15 protein-coding genes and 1 other RNA gene are annotated in these 14,397 nt (G+C 60.1%); 14 read left to right on the top strand and 2 right to left on the bottom strand.

What is annotated here, in order from left to right:
- Positions 1-3: 3 nt before the first annotated feature.
- Positions 4-1,128, bottom strand: a complete 1,125-nt coding sequence (locus HMPREF2975_RS02475) for a phosphotransferase (protein WP_227469144.1) — start codon at positions 1,126-1,128, stop codon at positions 4-6.
- A gap of 233 nt (positions 1,129-1,361) precedes the next feature.
- Here HMPREF2975_RS02475 and HMPREF2975_RS02470 point away from each other — a divergent pair, with 233 nt between their 5' ends.
- From HMPREF2975_RS02470 to HMPREF2975_RS02440, 7 genes are read left to right on the top strand one after another with little or no spacing between them, the layout of a single operon-like run.
- Positions 1,362-2,573, top strand: a complete 1,212-nt coding sequence (locus tag HMPREF2975_RS02470; RefSeq protein WP_058236146.1) for a TadA family conjugal transfer-associated ATPase — start codon at positions 1,362-1,364, stop codon at positions 2,571-2,573.
- Positions 2,570-3,430 carry a type II secretion system F family protein gene (locus tag HMPREF2975_RS02465; protein ID WP_058236145.1) on the top strand — a complete coding sequence of 287 codons (861 nt, stop codon included), beginning with the start codon at positions 2,570-2,572 and terminating at the stop codon, positions 3,428-3,430. Before HMPREF2975_RS02470 ends, HMPREF2975_RS02465 begins: the two co-directional genes overlap by 4 nt.
- A complete protein-coding gene (locus tag HMPREF2975_RS02460; protein ID WP_070725559.1) occupies positions 3,427-4,329 on the top strand; it encodes a type II secretion system F family protein in 903 nt (300 codons plus the stop codon). Before HMPREF2975_RS02465 ends, HMPREF2975_RS02460 begins: the two co-directional genes overlap by 4 nt.
- 55 nt (positions 4,330-4,384) lie before the next feature.
- On the top strand, positions 4,385-4,594 hold the full coding sequence (locus tag HMPREF2975_RS02455; protein ID WP_227469142.1) for a hypothetical protein: 210 nt from the start codon (positions 4,385-4,387) through the stop codon (positions 4,592-4,594).
- Between the two features lie 7 nt (positions 4,595-4,601).
- Positions 4,602-5,030 (top strand): TadE family protein, encoded by a 429-nt coding sequence (locus HMPREF2975_RS02450; protein WP_058236143.1) that lies wholly within the window; start codon positions 4,602-4,604, stop codon positions 5,028-5,030.
- Entirely contained in the window at positions 5,027-5,455 is a 429-nt protein-coding gene (locus HMPREF2975_RS02445) for a hypothetical protein (RefSeq protein WP_058236142.1), read from the top strand. The genes HMPREF2975_RS02450 and HMPREF2975_RS02445 overlap by 4 nt, the downstream gene beginning before the upstream one ends.
- Positions 5,448-5,915, top strand: coding sequence for a hypothetical protein (locus tag HMPREF2975_RS02440; RefSeq protein ID WP_141757258.1), 468 nt, complete (start codon positions 5,448-5,450; stop codon positions 5,913-5,915). The genes HMPREF2975_RS02445 and HMPREF2975_RS02440 overlap by 8 nt, the downstream gene beginning before the upstream one ends.
- A 66-nt stretch (positions 5,916-5,981) precedes the next feature.
- Here HMPREF2975_RS02440 and gdhA read toward each other — a convergent pair whose 3' ends face one another.
- The gene (gdhA, locus tag HMPREF2975_RS02435) at positions 5,982-7,343 is read right to left on the bottom strand and encodes an NADP-specific glutamate dehydrogenase (RefSeq protein WP_058236140.1); all 1,362 of its coding nucleotides are present in this window, start codon (positions 7,341-7,343) and stop codon (positions 5,982-5,984) included.
- A 378-nt stretch (positions 7,344-7,721) separates the two neighbouring features.
- Here gdhA and prfB point away from each other — a divergent pair, with 378 nt between their 5' ends.
- The 7 genes from prfB (at position 7,722) to xerC (ending at position 14,383) form a co-directional block, all read left to right on the top strand.
- A complete protein-coding gene (gene prfB / locus HMPREF2975_RS02430; protein ID WP_070725556.1) occupies positions 7,722-8,846 on the top strand; it encodes a peptide chain release factor 2 in 1,125 nt (374 codons plus the stop codon).
- A 115-nt stretch (positions 8,847-8,961) separates the two neighbouring features.
- The gene (ftsE, locus tag HMPREF2975_RS02425) at positions 8,962-9,651 is read left to right on the top strand and encodes a cell division ATP-binding protein FtsE (RefSeq protein WP_058236236.1); all 690 of its coding nucleotides are present in this window, start codon (positions 8,962-8,964) and stop codon (positions 9,649-9,651) included.
- A 7-nt stretch (positions 9,652-9,658) separates the two neighbouring features.
- Positions 9,659-10,573, top strand: a complete 915-nt coding sequence (ftsX, locus tag HMPREF2975_RS02420; protein WP_058236138.1) for a permease-like cell division protein FtsX — start codon at positions 9,659-9,661, stop codon at positions 10,571-10,573.
- 12 nt (positions 10,574-10,585) lie between these two features.
- Positions 10,586-11,950: a M23 family metallopeptidase gene (locus tag HMPREF2975_RS02415; protein ID WP_070725551.1), complete on the top strand. Its 1,365-nt coding sequence runs from the start codon at positions 10,586-10,588 to the stop codon at positions 11,948-11,950.
- Positions 11,951-12,013: 63 nt separating this feature from the next.
- The gene (smpB, locus tag HMPREF2975_RS02410; RefSeq protein ID WP_058236136.1) at positions 12,014-12,541 is read left to right on the top strand and encodes an SsrA-binding protein SmpB; all 528 of its coding nucleotides are present in this window, start codon (positions 12,014-12,016) and stop codon (positions 12,539-12,541) included.
- Positions 12,542-12,666: 125 nt separating this feature from the next.
- Positions 12,667-13,043, top strand: a transfer-messenger RNA (tmRNA) gene (gene ssrA / locus HMPREF2975_RS02405).
- A gap of 185 nt (positions 13,044-13,228) precedes the next feature.
- Positions 13,229-14,383, top strand: coding sequence for a site-specific integrase (gene xerC / locus HMPREF2975_RS02400; RefSeq protein WP_070725549.1), 1,155 nt, complete (start codon positions 13,229-13,231; stop codon positions 14,381-14,383).
- Positions 14,384-14,397: the final 14 nt, after the last annotated feature.

Genomic DNA, 14,397 nt, shown 5'->3' with positions numbered 1-14,397 from the left:
GCTTCAGGAAAACTGTGGGGGAGTGCGAGTCGGATCACCATCGGCATGCCGGTCAATGACGGACTCCACCTCGTCCATCGACACCGGCTCCGTCACGTTCTCAGGCGAAGCAGTCCAGGTTGGCGCGACGGGCTCTGCGGCAGGCTCAGGTTCATCCGCGGGGGCATTCTCATCCTTGGGTTCAGGCGCGAGCTCATGCTCCGTCAGCAGGTCATCGCCCACGTCGAGCGACACATCCGTCAACATCTGCGACGCGTCGCGAACGATCTCCTTGTCCTCGGCATGAAGCCCGTGAGACAGCCAGCGCACGATTGCCAATTCAGACAGCAACTGAGCGCGCGTCACCAGGTGCAAGTCCGTCGCCATCCTCGTCATCGAATACGACGACTGGAACGTTTCAAGGAAACCATCAGACGCCTGAGACAAAATCCACGCCACGTCGATCGCCGGATCACCCACGTGCGCAGAGGAAAAACCACTGATGGACAGCACGATCCCATCTGCGACCTTCACCGACTGCACATGCAGATCGCCGTGAACAGGGCACGGGCGGAAACGCCACAAAGCGTCATCATCTAAGGCAGCTCGCCAGCGGCGCACAAGATTCGCAGGAACCGTCACAGCTGCCAATACTTCCTGGAGGACAGCACGGTGGCGGTCACGGCACTCAGAGGCCGAATACTGCGGAACATTCACATCCGAATACGTTGAGACAGGCAGGTTATGCAAGCTGGCGATTGATCGGGCCAGCGAGGCCGGCAAAATACCCGACTGATCGAAGTCCTCATCACCCATGAAACGGCCCGCAAGATCCTGATGCACCATCACCGACACGCCCTCGCGGGTGCGGGCAATACCAGCAGGACGCGGCACATCAAAACCGACCTCACCCGTATCGTGAGCAGACGCCAGACGGGCAAGGACCGCCCACTGTGCCCTCAAATCCACACCGCCCACATCTTCATGCGGACACACCACGGTCCAGCGGTTCCCCTGATCATCGACAATGCCGGTCATGGAGACAACCTCGTCACTGAATTGAGGCTCACGTAAAGCCGCAACAGAAAGGCCGGGTACCGCCGCGGTCGCCAACGCAGCCAATTCAAGAGGTGTTCGTGGTGTACTCACCCTCTTACGGTACATGGCCTGTCCACACTTCGAGCCGCTTCATTAATGGTGTTTCACGCCCCGTTTGGGAAAAACTGCAGGTCACTGGCGCACCGAACGCTCACCGGTACCCAAACCCCCACCCGAAGTTATCCACAGTTCAGTAGAAAGGGTTCCCATCAGGATGCTACTTTGCTACGTTCGGTGACAGTAATCACAAGGACAGCCCACTGCAACGCGAAAGGAACGGCACGATGGCGAGCACGCCCGATACAGCCACACAGCTGCGCAGCGCACTCGCATCCCGCGGCATCGACCCTTTCGCGCACACCCAACGCGCCCGGCAGCTGGCCGAGGAAACCGTCACGCAGATGCTCGGGCCGCTCACCCCCGACGAAATCCACGAGCACACAGAAAACCTGTTGGCCGAGGTTATCGGCTTTGGCCCCCTCCAGCGGTATCTGGACGATCCAGAGGTTGAAGAAGTGTGGATCAACGACCCCTCGCGCATCTTCATCGCGCGAAACGGCCAACCCGAGCTGACCACATTGATCCTGTCCGACCAGCAGGTGCGAGACCTCGTGGAACGAATGCTGCACCATTCGGGCCGGCGCCTTGACCTGTCAGCACCCTTCGTGGATGCAATGCTGGCCGGCGGGGAACGCCTGCACGTCGTGATCCCTCCCGTGACCGGCCAGCACTGGTCAGTCAACATTCGCAAACACATTCAACGTGCCCGCTCGCTGCGCGACCTCGTCAATGTGGCCATGCTGCCCGAGTATGTTGCTGAATTCCTTTCCGCCGCCGTGGACAGTGGCTTATCCATCGTCGTGTCGGGCGCCACCCAGGCAGGAAAGACAACACTCCTGCGCGCACTATGCGGAGAAATCCCGGGCGCGCGCCGCGTCATCAGTTGTGAAGAAGTTTTCGAACTCGCATTGCCGGCTCGCGACTGCATTGCGATGCAGACACGCCCCAGCTCGATGGAAGGCACAGGCGAAATCACGCTGCGTGACCTGGTGCGTGAATCACTGCGAATGCGCCCCGAAACGCTCATCGTCGGAGAGGTGCGCGGTCCAGAAGCGCTCGACCTGCTGCTCGCACTCAACGCGGGTGTTCCAGGAATGGCGACCGTGCATGCCAACTCGGCCCGCGAAGCACTGTCGAAACTGTCCATGCTCCCCTTGCTCGCCGGCGAAAACGTCACCCCTCAGTTCGTTGTCCCCACGCTTGCGCACAGCGTTGACATCGTGTGCCACGTTGAACGCAACCACGACGGCACACGCGTTGTGTCCGAGGTGCTCGCCGTGCCCGGACGAGTCGAGGAGATGCGCATCGAATCAGCAGATCTGTGGTGCTATGACGGTGCCACGTGGGTGCGAGGCCGAGGCGCACTTGACGCGCATGAACGCTTCGCTCTGGCCCACCATGATCTGAGTGCCCTGCTGACGGGTGGGCCGTCATGAGCGCCACATTGATCGGAATCGTCCTGGGGATCGGTGTGGACTGCATCCTCCTGGCCTTCGTCGGCACACCTCAATTGCCGAGGTGGTCACCGAACTGGTGGCAGGCGTGGAACGACATCCTGATCAGGTCCGGAATTTCCTCCCTGACCCGCAGCACGCACGTCCTGGTCACGCTGGCGATCATGAGTGGTGTCTTCCTGGGCGTGCTGGCCTACACACGCACATGGACCGTGGCCATCGTGGTCGCACTGATGATCGCACCCGTTCCCACCATGGTGATCGTGGGTCGCGCTGCGCGCGTGACCAGGCAGACTCGAGCGGCGTGGCCCGATGTGGTGGATCAACTGGTGGCAGGTATCCGATCGGGTGCTTCCCTGCCCGAACTGCTCATCGACTGCGGTGAGCGCGGACCGCGAATCTTGCGTCCCTATTTCCTCACGTTCAGTACGGAGTACCGCGCTGACGGCAGATTCGACCATGCGCTGACGGGACTGAAAAACCGGCTCGCCGATCCGGTGGCAGACCGCATTATCGAAGCGTTACGCCTGGCACGCGATGTCGGCGGATCAGACCTGGCGGTCCTGCTGCGAGACCTGGGAGTCATGCTGCGTGAAGATGCACGCATCCGCGGAGAACTCGAAGCGCGCCAGTCATGGACAGTTAACGCAGCCAGGCTGGGAGTGGCAGCCCCGTGGATCGTGCTGGTGTTGATCTCCGCACAGGCCCAGGCCGCCAGCGCGTTTTCCACTCCACAAGGCGTGGTGATCCTCAGTGTGGGGGCACTGGTCTCGGTCGTCGCGTACTTCGTGATGAAGCAGATCGGCAAACTGGAAACGGAACGGCGGACCCTGCGATGAATGGGATGACGTGGGCGGCTGTCGCGATAGGGATGACTCTGGGTATTGGAATATGGCAGCTGGCGATTGCCATCCGTGCCCGCAACAATCTGCTCGCCGTGCGCGTGTGGAGCCAGCGCTCGGACACCACGTGGCCTTCCGATATGCCGGGCAGTCGGGTACGTTCACTGGCGGCGCAGTGGCTCGCACGCGTAATGGACGCAATTGGCTCCACATCCACCAGCGTTGTTCGCCGCCTGGAACTGCTCGGCTCGGGCAGGGAGCTCGCCACTTTTCGCCTGCACCAGTTCATTGCGGCAACCTGCTTGATGCTCCTGGCCGCAGTTGCGATCATCCCGCTGATTCACCGCACCCCCGCAGGAATCATGTCACTCATATGTGCTCTGGCGGTGGGTGCATTGACGGGGGCCGCACTGTGGGACCAGCTCCTGAGTGTGCAGGCCAGGCGTCGACAGCGTCAACTGGACAGTAGTGTCCCTGACGCCTCTGAGCTGCTCGCACTGGCAATCGGTGCCGGTGAATCGGTGCCGGCAGCCTTGTCGCGTGTGGCGGGAATCTCCCAGTCGCACTTGGCCCGCGAACTGAACCACACGGTCACTCAGATACGGATGGGCCGTGCCACCACGCGGGCACTGACCGACCTTGCCGCCCGCAATGATTCACCCAACTTGTCACGACTGTGTCAGACCCTTGTTACCGCCATCGAACGCGGAGCGCCACTGGCTCAGACCCTGCACGACCAGGCGCGCGACATTCGCGAAGTAACTCGGCAACGACTCATGGAACAAGGTGGCAGGAAAGAGATCGCCATGCTGTTCCCGATCGTCTTCCTGATCCTGCCCATCACTGTCCTGTTCGCACTGTACCCCGGGCTGCTTGCCCTCCAGATCGGACCGTGACATGCATATCCCAATACCACACCACCACCGCACCGACAGAAAAGAGAGAAACCCGATGCACACCTTCTTCCTATGGATCGCAACACTGACAGACAGGTTCATCCACCTGCCGACACAGCCTGACGAGGGAGACCGCGGCGACGTACCCGGATGGGTCCTCATCACGCTCATGACCGTCGCCCTCGTCATCGGAATATGGGCGATCGCCGGTCCGCAACTGCAAAACATGCTGGAACAGGCATTGTCTTCCGTCAACTTCGGGTAAGGCCACCATGACAACGCAGGAGCGGACGCATTGGAGCGAAGAAGGCTCAGAGGTGGTTGCACACGCCATGATGCAGGCACTGGTCGTCATCGTCTTCCTGATCCTCCTGCAAACCGCGTTCGCCCTGCACACCCGTAACCTGGCGATCTCTGCCGCCAGTGAGGGAGCACGCCGAGGAGCCCTGGTCGGCGCGGTCGACGCAGATGCCATCCAGCGAACCGGCGACCTGCTCGATGATTCTTTGGGGCAGGGACGCCCCCGTGACATTTCGACATCCCACCACCAGTGGCAGGGGCAGGACGCCCTCGTCGTGACAGTACGTACAACGATGCCTGTGTTCCTCACGTGGGGCCCACCCAACTGGCTCACCGTGCACGGACGCTCACTGGTGGAAGACGGTGAGCCGACCGCCCAGGCAGAAGGAACCGAACCGTGAGGGACACCAGGGCCGCGCGAGACATACGTGAAGACGGGAACGCCATCGTCGAATTCATCATGATGATGGTCGTGCTGGTCATCCCCGCGCTGTACATCGTTGTCACCCTTGCATCAGTGCAGGCGGCGGCGTTCGCAAGTGAATCATCCTCCCGTGAAGCCGCACGGCTTCTGTCGGCGGATCCGCAGCGCACTGAATTTGCATCACAGCAGGCGCACATCATCTTCGCAGATTTTGGGCTGCCCGCTCCAGAATCAGTCACGACGCGCTGCGACCCGTCATGTTCCACCAGCGGCGCCCTTCTGACGGTCACGGTCTCCACAACTGTTCCGCTGCCCTTGATCCCATCGTGGATCGGCGCTCGCGGAGTTTTCCCCGTCTCCTCGACGACGCAGGCAGTCATCGAGGGGGTGCGCATTGAATAGGAACCGATACCGGAGTGCTGCGCATCAGCCGCACAGTGAGGACGGCCGGATCACTGTTTTGCTCATCGGGCTGGTCACAGTGGCGTTGCTGGCCGTAGCAGTCGGCGTGGTTGTCACGTCCGTTCACCTTCAACAACGTGCGCTCCTGAGCTGCGCTGATCGAATCTCTGCAGCAGGCGCAGCAGTACTGTCTGCGGAGAACTACTACGGCGAAGGTGGCGCCGAACTCGCAGCGCCATCTGAAAGCGGGGCGAGGCAGGAAGCCTTCAGAACCCTGGAGCGCCTGTTAACGACCACGTGCGCAGTGGGGCAGGGCGTAGACATAACGGATCTGACGGTCGGAGAAAACGTCATTCAGGTCACTGTGCGCACTCAGGCCACATTGCCGTTGCTGCCGCCCGTTCTGCAAGGCGTTGCCGCGCCCACCATGACGCAGTCCTCATCGGCGCGCACCGTCTGAACATTCAGGCGCCGCAGCAGTGTGAGATCCGCTGCGGCGCCTGTCAGATTACTCGTGATGAGTCAATCAGATGACACCCATCGCCAGCATGGCGTCAGCCACCTTCAGGTAGCCAGCCAGGTTCGCGCCAGTCTGGTAATCAGCTTCCGCGCCGTACTCATTGGCAGCACTCAAGCAGTTGTCATGAATGGTCGCCATGATCTCGTGGAGACGGTTGTCGGCATGCTCAAAGGTCCATGGATGACGAGCAGCGTTCTGCTCCATCTCCAGAGCTGAGGTCGCCACGCCACCAGCGTTCGATGCCTTTCCAGGAGCAAACAGGACACGGTTATCGTGGAACAGGTCGGTCGCCTCCGGAGTGGTCGGCATGTTCGCACCCTCAGCAACAAGATGCACACCGTTGTCAATGAGCTGGCGTGCGTTCGCCTCGTCCAGTTCATTTTGCGTCGCGCACGGAAGTGCCACATCACAGGCAACCTCCCACGGCTTTGCACCTTCAACGAACTTTGCGGAAGGACGCCGATCGGCGTACTCCTTGATGCGGCCGCGCTCGACCTCTTTGATCTGTTGGAGCAGTTCGAAGTCGATGCCGTCCTCGTCCAGCACGTAACCGGACGAATCGGAAGCGGTTACCACGTGAGCGCCGAGCTGTTGTGCCTTCTGGATGGCGTACAGTGCGACGTTTCCGGAACCGGACACAGTCACGCACTTGGAGTCGAGGGATTCGCCCTGCGCCTTGAGCATCTCGTCGGTGAAGTACACCAGGCCGTAACCCGTTGCCTCGGTGCGCACCTCGGAGCCTCCCCAGGTGATGCCCTTGCCGGTCAGCACACCCGCGTCGTAACGGTTCGTGATGCGCTTGTACTGTCCGAACAGGTAGCCGATTTCGCGCCCGCCCACACCGATGTCGCCCGCGGGGACGTCGGTGTTTTCACCGATGTGGCGGTACAGCTCAGTCATGAAGGACTGGCAGAAACGCATGATCTCGCCGTCTGACTTGCCCTTGGGGTCGAAGTCGGAACCGCCCTTGCCGCCGCCGATTCCCAGGCCGGTCAGGGAGTTCTTGAAGATCTGTTCGAAGCCGAGGAACTTGATGATCGACAGGTTGACGGAGGGGTGGAAACGCAGGCCACCCTTGTAGGGGCCAAGCGCCGAGTTGAACTCAACGCGGTAGCCGCGATTGACGCGCACGTTGTTGTCATCATCTACCCACGGAACGCGGAACATGATCTGGCGTTCAGGTTCGCACAGACGCGTGATGATGGAGTAACGGTCATCGTCAGGACGGCTGCCTTCGAGGCGTCCCAGTGACAGGAACACTTCGTAGACGGCTTGCAGGAACTCCGGTTCTGACGGGTTGCGCTCCTGGAGCGCGTGGAACTGTGACTGCAGGGAATCGCTTAAGCGAGAAAGATCTAAATCGGTCATGGAAAAATTGTGGCAGACGCGGAAGACTTTGCCGACTACCTTTCCATTATTTGGTTATTTTTACTTCAAGGTATTCCCATATCGGTGCCGAGGGTCCACAATAAGGACGTCTTTTACCCCTGAGGTGCCGTGCGTGTGGGTAGGGGTTTTCTTATGCGATGAACGAGGGAGTCGCGCGCCAACATGCGGTTTTCCAGTCGCCATTGAAAAATCGAGCGGCCTCCTGCCACGCGCCGCAAAGTAAAGAAGTGGTCAAATAAACGTTGGTGTGACATGAAACGTTGAGGCATCGCACGGTCGGCCGCTTATCGGCGGTGGGTCAGATGTATAACAGCAGGGGAGTCCTGATCGCTGCCCTCGATCGTTTACAGTGGGAGGGTGACCATCGAGTTTTCTGAAGAAATACCAGCACTGCGCACCACTATGGAGAATATTCTGGCTGTCTCCCAGCCGGATAAGCTGCGATCCACGATTGCTGACTTGTCCAGGCAGGCGGCCGCACCTGACCTGTGGGATGACGTGGAACATGCGCAGGAAGTGACCACTGCACTGTCGCATGCGCAAAATGAACTCGAACGCCTCACCACCATGGAAGAGCGTATTGACGACCTCGAAGCGATGGTGGAGCTGGCAGGTGAAGATTCCGATGAGTCGGGCGATCTGCTGGATGAAGCGGAAAATGATCTGCAGGCAATCCGTGATGACCTGTCATCGTTGGAAATCCGCACATTGCTGGATGGTGAATACGACGAGCGCAACGCCGTGGTCACCATTCGTTCAGGTGCCGGCGGTGTGGATGCCGCCGACTTTGCCGAAATCCTCATGCGGATGTACCTGCGCTGGGCGGAGCGCCACGGCTATCCCACTAAAGTGATGGATACCTCGTACGCGGAAGAAGCCGGAATTAAGTCCGCTACCTTCGAGGTGCAGGCACCCTACGCGTATGGCACCTTGTCAGTGGAGGCCGGTACGCACCGTCTCGTGCGCATCAGCCCGTTCGACAATCAGGGCCGACGCCAGACATCTTTTGCCGCCGTCGAGGTGATCCCGCTGATTGAGTCAACGGACCACATTGATATTCCTGAGTCGGATCTGAAAGTTGACGTCTTCCGCTCGTCGGGGCCTGGTGGCCAGTCCGTGAACACGACGGATTCGGCTGTCCGTATGACCCACTTGCCGACCGGCATTGTTGTGTCGATGCAGGATGAGAAGTCTCAGATCCAGAACCGCGCGGCAGCCCTGCGTGTGTTGCAGTCACGTCTGCTGGTGTTGCGTCACGAGGAAGAGCAGGCCAAGAAGAAGGAACTGGCTGGCGACGTGAAAGCCTCGTGGGGTGACCAGATGCGCTCCTATGTCCTGCAGCCCTATCAGATGGTCAAGGATCTGCGCACCGAGTTCGAATCAGGGAACCCGCAGGACGTGTTCGACGGCGGTATTGACGATTTCATTAACGCAGGGATTCGCTGGCGCAAGAACCAGCAGAACGAAGCTGAATCGGCCTGATGTGAGGTGGTGACGCGCGCAGAATGCGCGCGTCCGCGTGTCGCACGCCGGCCATGAGGGCGAATGCCCATAGTCTGACAATGATCTGTTGTCTGATGAAAACGGCGTTCTGTTCATGATTCGATTTGACCACGTCACCATGGTGTACAAGCCGGGTGCGCGCCCCGCCCTCGACGATGTGTCCCTTGAGGTTGAGCGCGAAGAATTTGTCTTCCTGGTGGGCAAATCAGGTTCCGGCAAATCGACGTTCCTGCAGCTGGTGATGCGAGAAAATATCGCCACTTCGGGGCATGTGTGGGTTTTGGGGCACGATGTTGGTGAACTGACACGCTGGGCCGTGCCGAAACTGCGCCGCCAGATTGGAACGGTCTTCCAGGACTTCCGGCTGCTCGAATCAAAGACCGTGTATGAGAACGTCGCCCTGGCCATGCAGGTCATCGGAAAACCCAAGCACGCGATCCAGACGGCTGTACCGGACGTGCTGGAACTGGTGGGACTGTCGGGTAAGGAAAAACGCCTGCCTCACGAACTGTCCGGCGGTGAGGAACAGCGCGTGGCGATCGCGCGCGCAATGGTGAATCGGCCGTCCCTGTTGCTGGCTGACGAGCCGACCGGCAACCTTGACCCGGATACGTCGCTGGGCATCATGCGCCTGCTTGACCGCATTAACCGCAACGGCACCACTGTTGTGATGGCCACGCACGACGCCGACATCGTCAACCAGATGCGTAAACGCGTCATCGAGCTTCAGGACGGCACAGTGGTGCGCGATCAGTCCCGTGGTGTCTACGGAGCAGCAAGGTGATCGAGGGATGAAACTACGCTTTATCTTTTCCGAGGTCGGCAAAGGCCTGACCCGTAATCGCGCGATGTCGGTGGCCGTCATCATCGTCACCTTCGTGTCACTGCTGTTCGTCGGCGTGGCCGGCCTGGCGCAGATGCAGGTCAACCGCATGAAGTCCGACTGGTACGACAAGATCGAAGTGTCGATCTACATGTGCGCACAGGGCGATGAGATCCCCTCGTGTAACGCCGAGGAAGCCACCGGCGACCAGATTGACGCGGTGCGTACCAAGCTGACGTCCGGTGAGCTGGCCCCACTGATCAAGGACGTGTACGAAGAATCGAAGGAAGAAGCGTTCGAGAACTTCCAGAAAATCATGGGGGAGAACCCGATTACGCAGTGGACCACGGTGGACATGATGCCGATTTCGTTCCGCGTGCGCCTGGTTGACCCTCAGCAGTATTCGATCATCAAGGAAGAATTCTCCGGCACTCCCGGCGTGGCGCAGGTCAAGGATCAGCGCGAAATTGTGGAGCCGCTCTTCTCCGTGATCGACAAAGCCAAGCTGATGTCACTGGGGCTGGCCGGCGTCATGATTGTGGCGGCAATCTTGCTGATCACAACGACGATCCGCCTGTCCGCGATGAGCAGGGAACGTGAGACGTCGATTATGCGACTTGTCGGTGCGTCCTCGCTGTTCATTCAGGCTCCCTTCATGATCGAGGGTGCTCTGGCCGCTCTGACTGGCGCGCTGCTCGCTGTTGGGTCGCTCTTCCTGGGTGTGAAGTTCGTGATCGGCGGGTGGATCGCTCCGGCGTTCAAGTGGACAAGCTTTGTCGGCATGCGCGAAGTGTGGATTATGACTCCGGTGCTGGTTGTGGCAGCGCTGCTGCTGGCGGTAGTCGCGTCGGCGTTCTCGCTGGCAAAGTATACGAAGGTTTAAAGCGAGGGTGCGATGAGTCAGGTTCGTCAGGTTCGAGGGCGCCGCCGCCGTGCCGCCCTCGCTGTGGGAACAACGGTTGCGTTTATCAGTGCTCTAGGCATCGCCGGCCGCGCTGATGGCGACGCGTTGGCAGCCCCAGCGCAGGCCGCGCCATCACCTGCAGTGCTGATGCCCGCAGCTGACGGTGATGATGATCGCGACTCGGTGGCTCGCAAGCAGGCGGACTCGGCTCAGCATATTGATGAGCTGACCAGTCAGCTTGAGGGAATTGATTCGTCACTGGCGCAGGTGTATGTGGATCTGGAACGTCTCAACGGTCAGATCCCGGGGGCTGAAGCTCAGTTGAAGTCAGCGCAGCAGGCGTTCGAGGCGGCTGACCGCCAGCACCAGTTGGCGCTTGACCAGCTCGACAGTGCTGAAGCTGAGCAGAGCCGTATCGCTCGGGAAATTGATGAAGCTGAAAAGCAGCAAGACGAAGCCAACCAGGCGATCGGTGCCCTCGCCCGTGAAATGTATCGCGGCGACATGTCCAGCCCAGAACTGCTGGCTCTGACCTCGCAGGGGACGGGAGAAATCGGGGATCGTGCAGCTGCAGCTGACACGTTGATGCGTTCGCACACCCGTGCGCTCAATGAGGCTCTGGCGTTGAAGGCTCGCCAGGAAAACCAGGCGCAGCGTCAGGAAGCTGTCACGGAGCGGATCGCAAACCTTGAACAGACAGCACGCCAGGCATCCGAGCAGGCGCGCACCTCCAAGGAAGAAGCCGATAAACATCTGAGCGAATTGACGGCGATGAAGTCGGATCGCGATCAGAAGAAGAAAGAATGGGAGAGCCAGAAGAAGACGGCTCAGAGCCAGTTGACCAAGTGGCAGGAAGAATTTGACGCGATGAGTGCCAAACTTGCTGAGATCGATGCCGCTAACCGCGCCGCAGCAGCTCAGCAGGCAGCCACGTCAGGCAACTTCGCGCCTGCTGGATCCATGTTCACCTCTCCGCTGCATATTCCGCTGCAGATCACTTCTCCCTTTGGGTGGCGTCACCACCCGATTCTGGGTGTGGACAGGTATCACAACGGAACTGACTTTGCTGCTCCGTGTGGTTCTCCCCAGTATCCGATTGCTCCGGGGACGGTGGTGGCTGCTCAGCAGGAGACGGCCGGCGGCAACGTGCTGTACATCAACCACGGCATGATTAACGGTCATTCGTGGGTTTCTGCGCACGTGCACCTGTCGAGTTTCGCTGTGCCGGTGGGTGCTCACGTGGACCGTTCGACCGTTGTGGGATATACCGGTGCGACGGGGTATGCGACCGGATGTCACCTGCACCTGTCGTTGATGCAGGACGGTGTGGACGTTGATCCGACCGATTTCCTGTAGAATGGGTGGCTGCTGATTGAGCGGTGCTGGAGGGTACCCTCGTCAATCCTGGGAGGAGGGGACATGCCGAAGGACTGGAAGAAACCGAAACTGAGCGAGGCGCAGAAGCGCAAGGAAGATTCTGACGCGAAGAAGATGATTGCACGCAACAAGAAGGCGCTGCATGACTATTCGATAGATGAGTCGTTTGAGGCCGGTCTTGTCCTGTCCGGGACCGAGGTCAAGGCGCTGCGGATGGGACGCGCGTCGTTGGTTGATGCGTGGGTGGAAGCGCGCGATGGGGAAGCGTGGCTCTATCAGGCGAATATTCCCATGTATTCGCAGGGTTCCTGGAACAATCACACGCCGACCCGTAAGCGCAAGCTCCTGCTGCATCGTGATGAGATTGCACGTCTGGAACAGCGCAGCCAGGCCAAAGGTATGACGATTGTGCCGTTGGAACTGTATTTTGTGCGCGGGCGCGTCAAGGTTGAGATTGCGCTTGCCCAGGGCAAGCAGGAGTGGGACAAGCGTCAGGCGTTGCGCGAGGCTCAGGATAAGCGTGAAGCTGAGCGTGCGATGCGGCGCTACGTGAAGCAGGCTCGTCACTGACGAGGGTGGCCGGCCTTGCTGGTTTCAACTGGCTATTGAAAGTGTACCGACTGCTCGCTATACTGAAACGTCCGGCGCTGGTGAAGCTGCGAAAGCGGCGCGGCGACGGGTTTGTGAATTACATAGGGGATGATCGGTTTCGACGGTGGTCGTCAATCGAGGGGAAGCGGGTCGAGGACGCATGCTCATCTCGTCAACGATGCGTGCAAACCAATAGGTGCCGAACAGAATCGCACCGACTACGTTCTCGCCGCCTGATATTGCGGCTTGAGAGCCTTTAGTCCGTCAGCCCGGGTGATGCTCCCAGCCCGGATCCTGGCGTCGTTTAGGGAGCCACTGGATGGGCGCCTTGTCAGTGGGCGGTCGTCAACACTTAGCTGACTAAGCTTGCCTCATCTGGTTTGTCAGTAGAGGCGGGTCGAAAATCTTTTGGCAAACTGCACCCGGAGAAGACCTCGGGGGCGGCTGTCGGACGGGGGTTCGATTCCCCCCATCTCCACTATTGCCCCGCTGCCTCGTTGAGGTGGCGGGGTTTTTCGTTGCTCTGGTGCGGTTTTCTCGCATTCGTCGAAATGTCTGTGAGGTACTGCGGTGACTGTGGGGTACACTCGTGTGGGGCACGTGGAGGGCACGCCTCTGGGGCACACCAGAACTTGTGCCCCACATATAGAAACGAGGGCACGACGCATGGCTGGCAAACGGGGATTCGGCACAATACGCAAACTCGAATCAGGCCGATACCAAGCTCGCTACCGCGCGCCTGACGGCCAGCGGCACAACGCGCCGATCACTTTTGAGCGCAAGCGCCAGGCAGAACAATGGCTAGCCACAGTGCAGGCCAGTATCGCTACCGGCACGTGGCAGAGCGAGGAAGAGCAGAAGCAGGAACGCGTGTCACGGCTGGAGGCTGAGCAGGCCGCAGCGTTGACGTTCACCGACTGGTCGGAGCGCTGGCTCGCGTCGTTGGAGAGTATTGGCAGGGCTGAAAAGACTATCCAGACATACACGTACAGGGTCAGGCAGCTCAGGGAGGTGTTCGGGAGTACTCCCATAGTGCTCATCACGCCCGGTGACGTGCAGGACTGGTACAACCAGAGCATGAAGGAGCGCGGCCAGGGCGTGACGCGGCCCTTGTATATGACACTCTCGTCGTGCCTGGGAGCAGCAGTCAAGGCCGGTAAACTCGCCTCGTCGCCGTGCCGCGTGCAGGGTGGGCAGCAGCACAAGCCAGTCGCAGACCCACAGCGTCAAGTGGCAACACCAGCAGAGGTGCTGGCGTGCGCTGACGCGATGCCACCAAACCTGAGGCTGACTGTCCTGCTGGCTGCGTGGTGCGCATTACGTGAGGGTGAGATTATCGGGCTCAGGCGCAAAGACTTCACGCTGACCGGCTCGCCGGTGGTGCGTGTGGAGCGGCAAATACAGTACCTTGCGGGTCGTGGCCCTGTGGTGGTGCCTCCGAAGAGCGAGACCGGCAGGCGCACAATCAGCATCCCCGCGTCACTCGTGCCGGTCATACAGGCGCACCTGGACGAGTGGGCAGCAGTAGGGGCTGGCGGGCTGGTGTTTCACCGTGAGGGCGACATGTCGATGCCAGTGCATCCGAACACGCTCAGGGCAGCGTGGAACCGCGCGCGAGAGAAAGCGGGGATCCCGTGGTTTAAGTTCCACGACCTGCGGCATACCGGACTGACGGTGTATGCGCAGCAGGGAGCCACATTAGCTGAGCTGCTGTATCGTGGCGGGCATTCGGATGTCGAGGTGGCGTTGAGATATCAGCATGCGACGGTGGAGAGGGATAGGGCTTTGACTGGTCTGATGGACACCCACATAATAGTGTGATGTAGTTCACACTG

The sequence above is a fragment of the Actinomyces sp. HMSC065F12 genome (assembly GCF_001814535.1).
GTDB lineage: Bacteria > Actinomycetota > Actinomycetes > Actinomycetales > Actinomycetaceae > Pauljensenia > Pauljensenia radingae_A.
The sequence above is the reverse complement of the archived record's forward strand: the minus strand, read 5'-3'. Positions and strand labels throughout refer to the sequence as shown.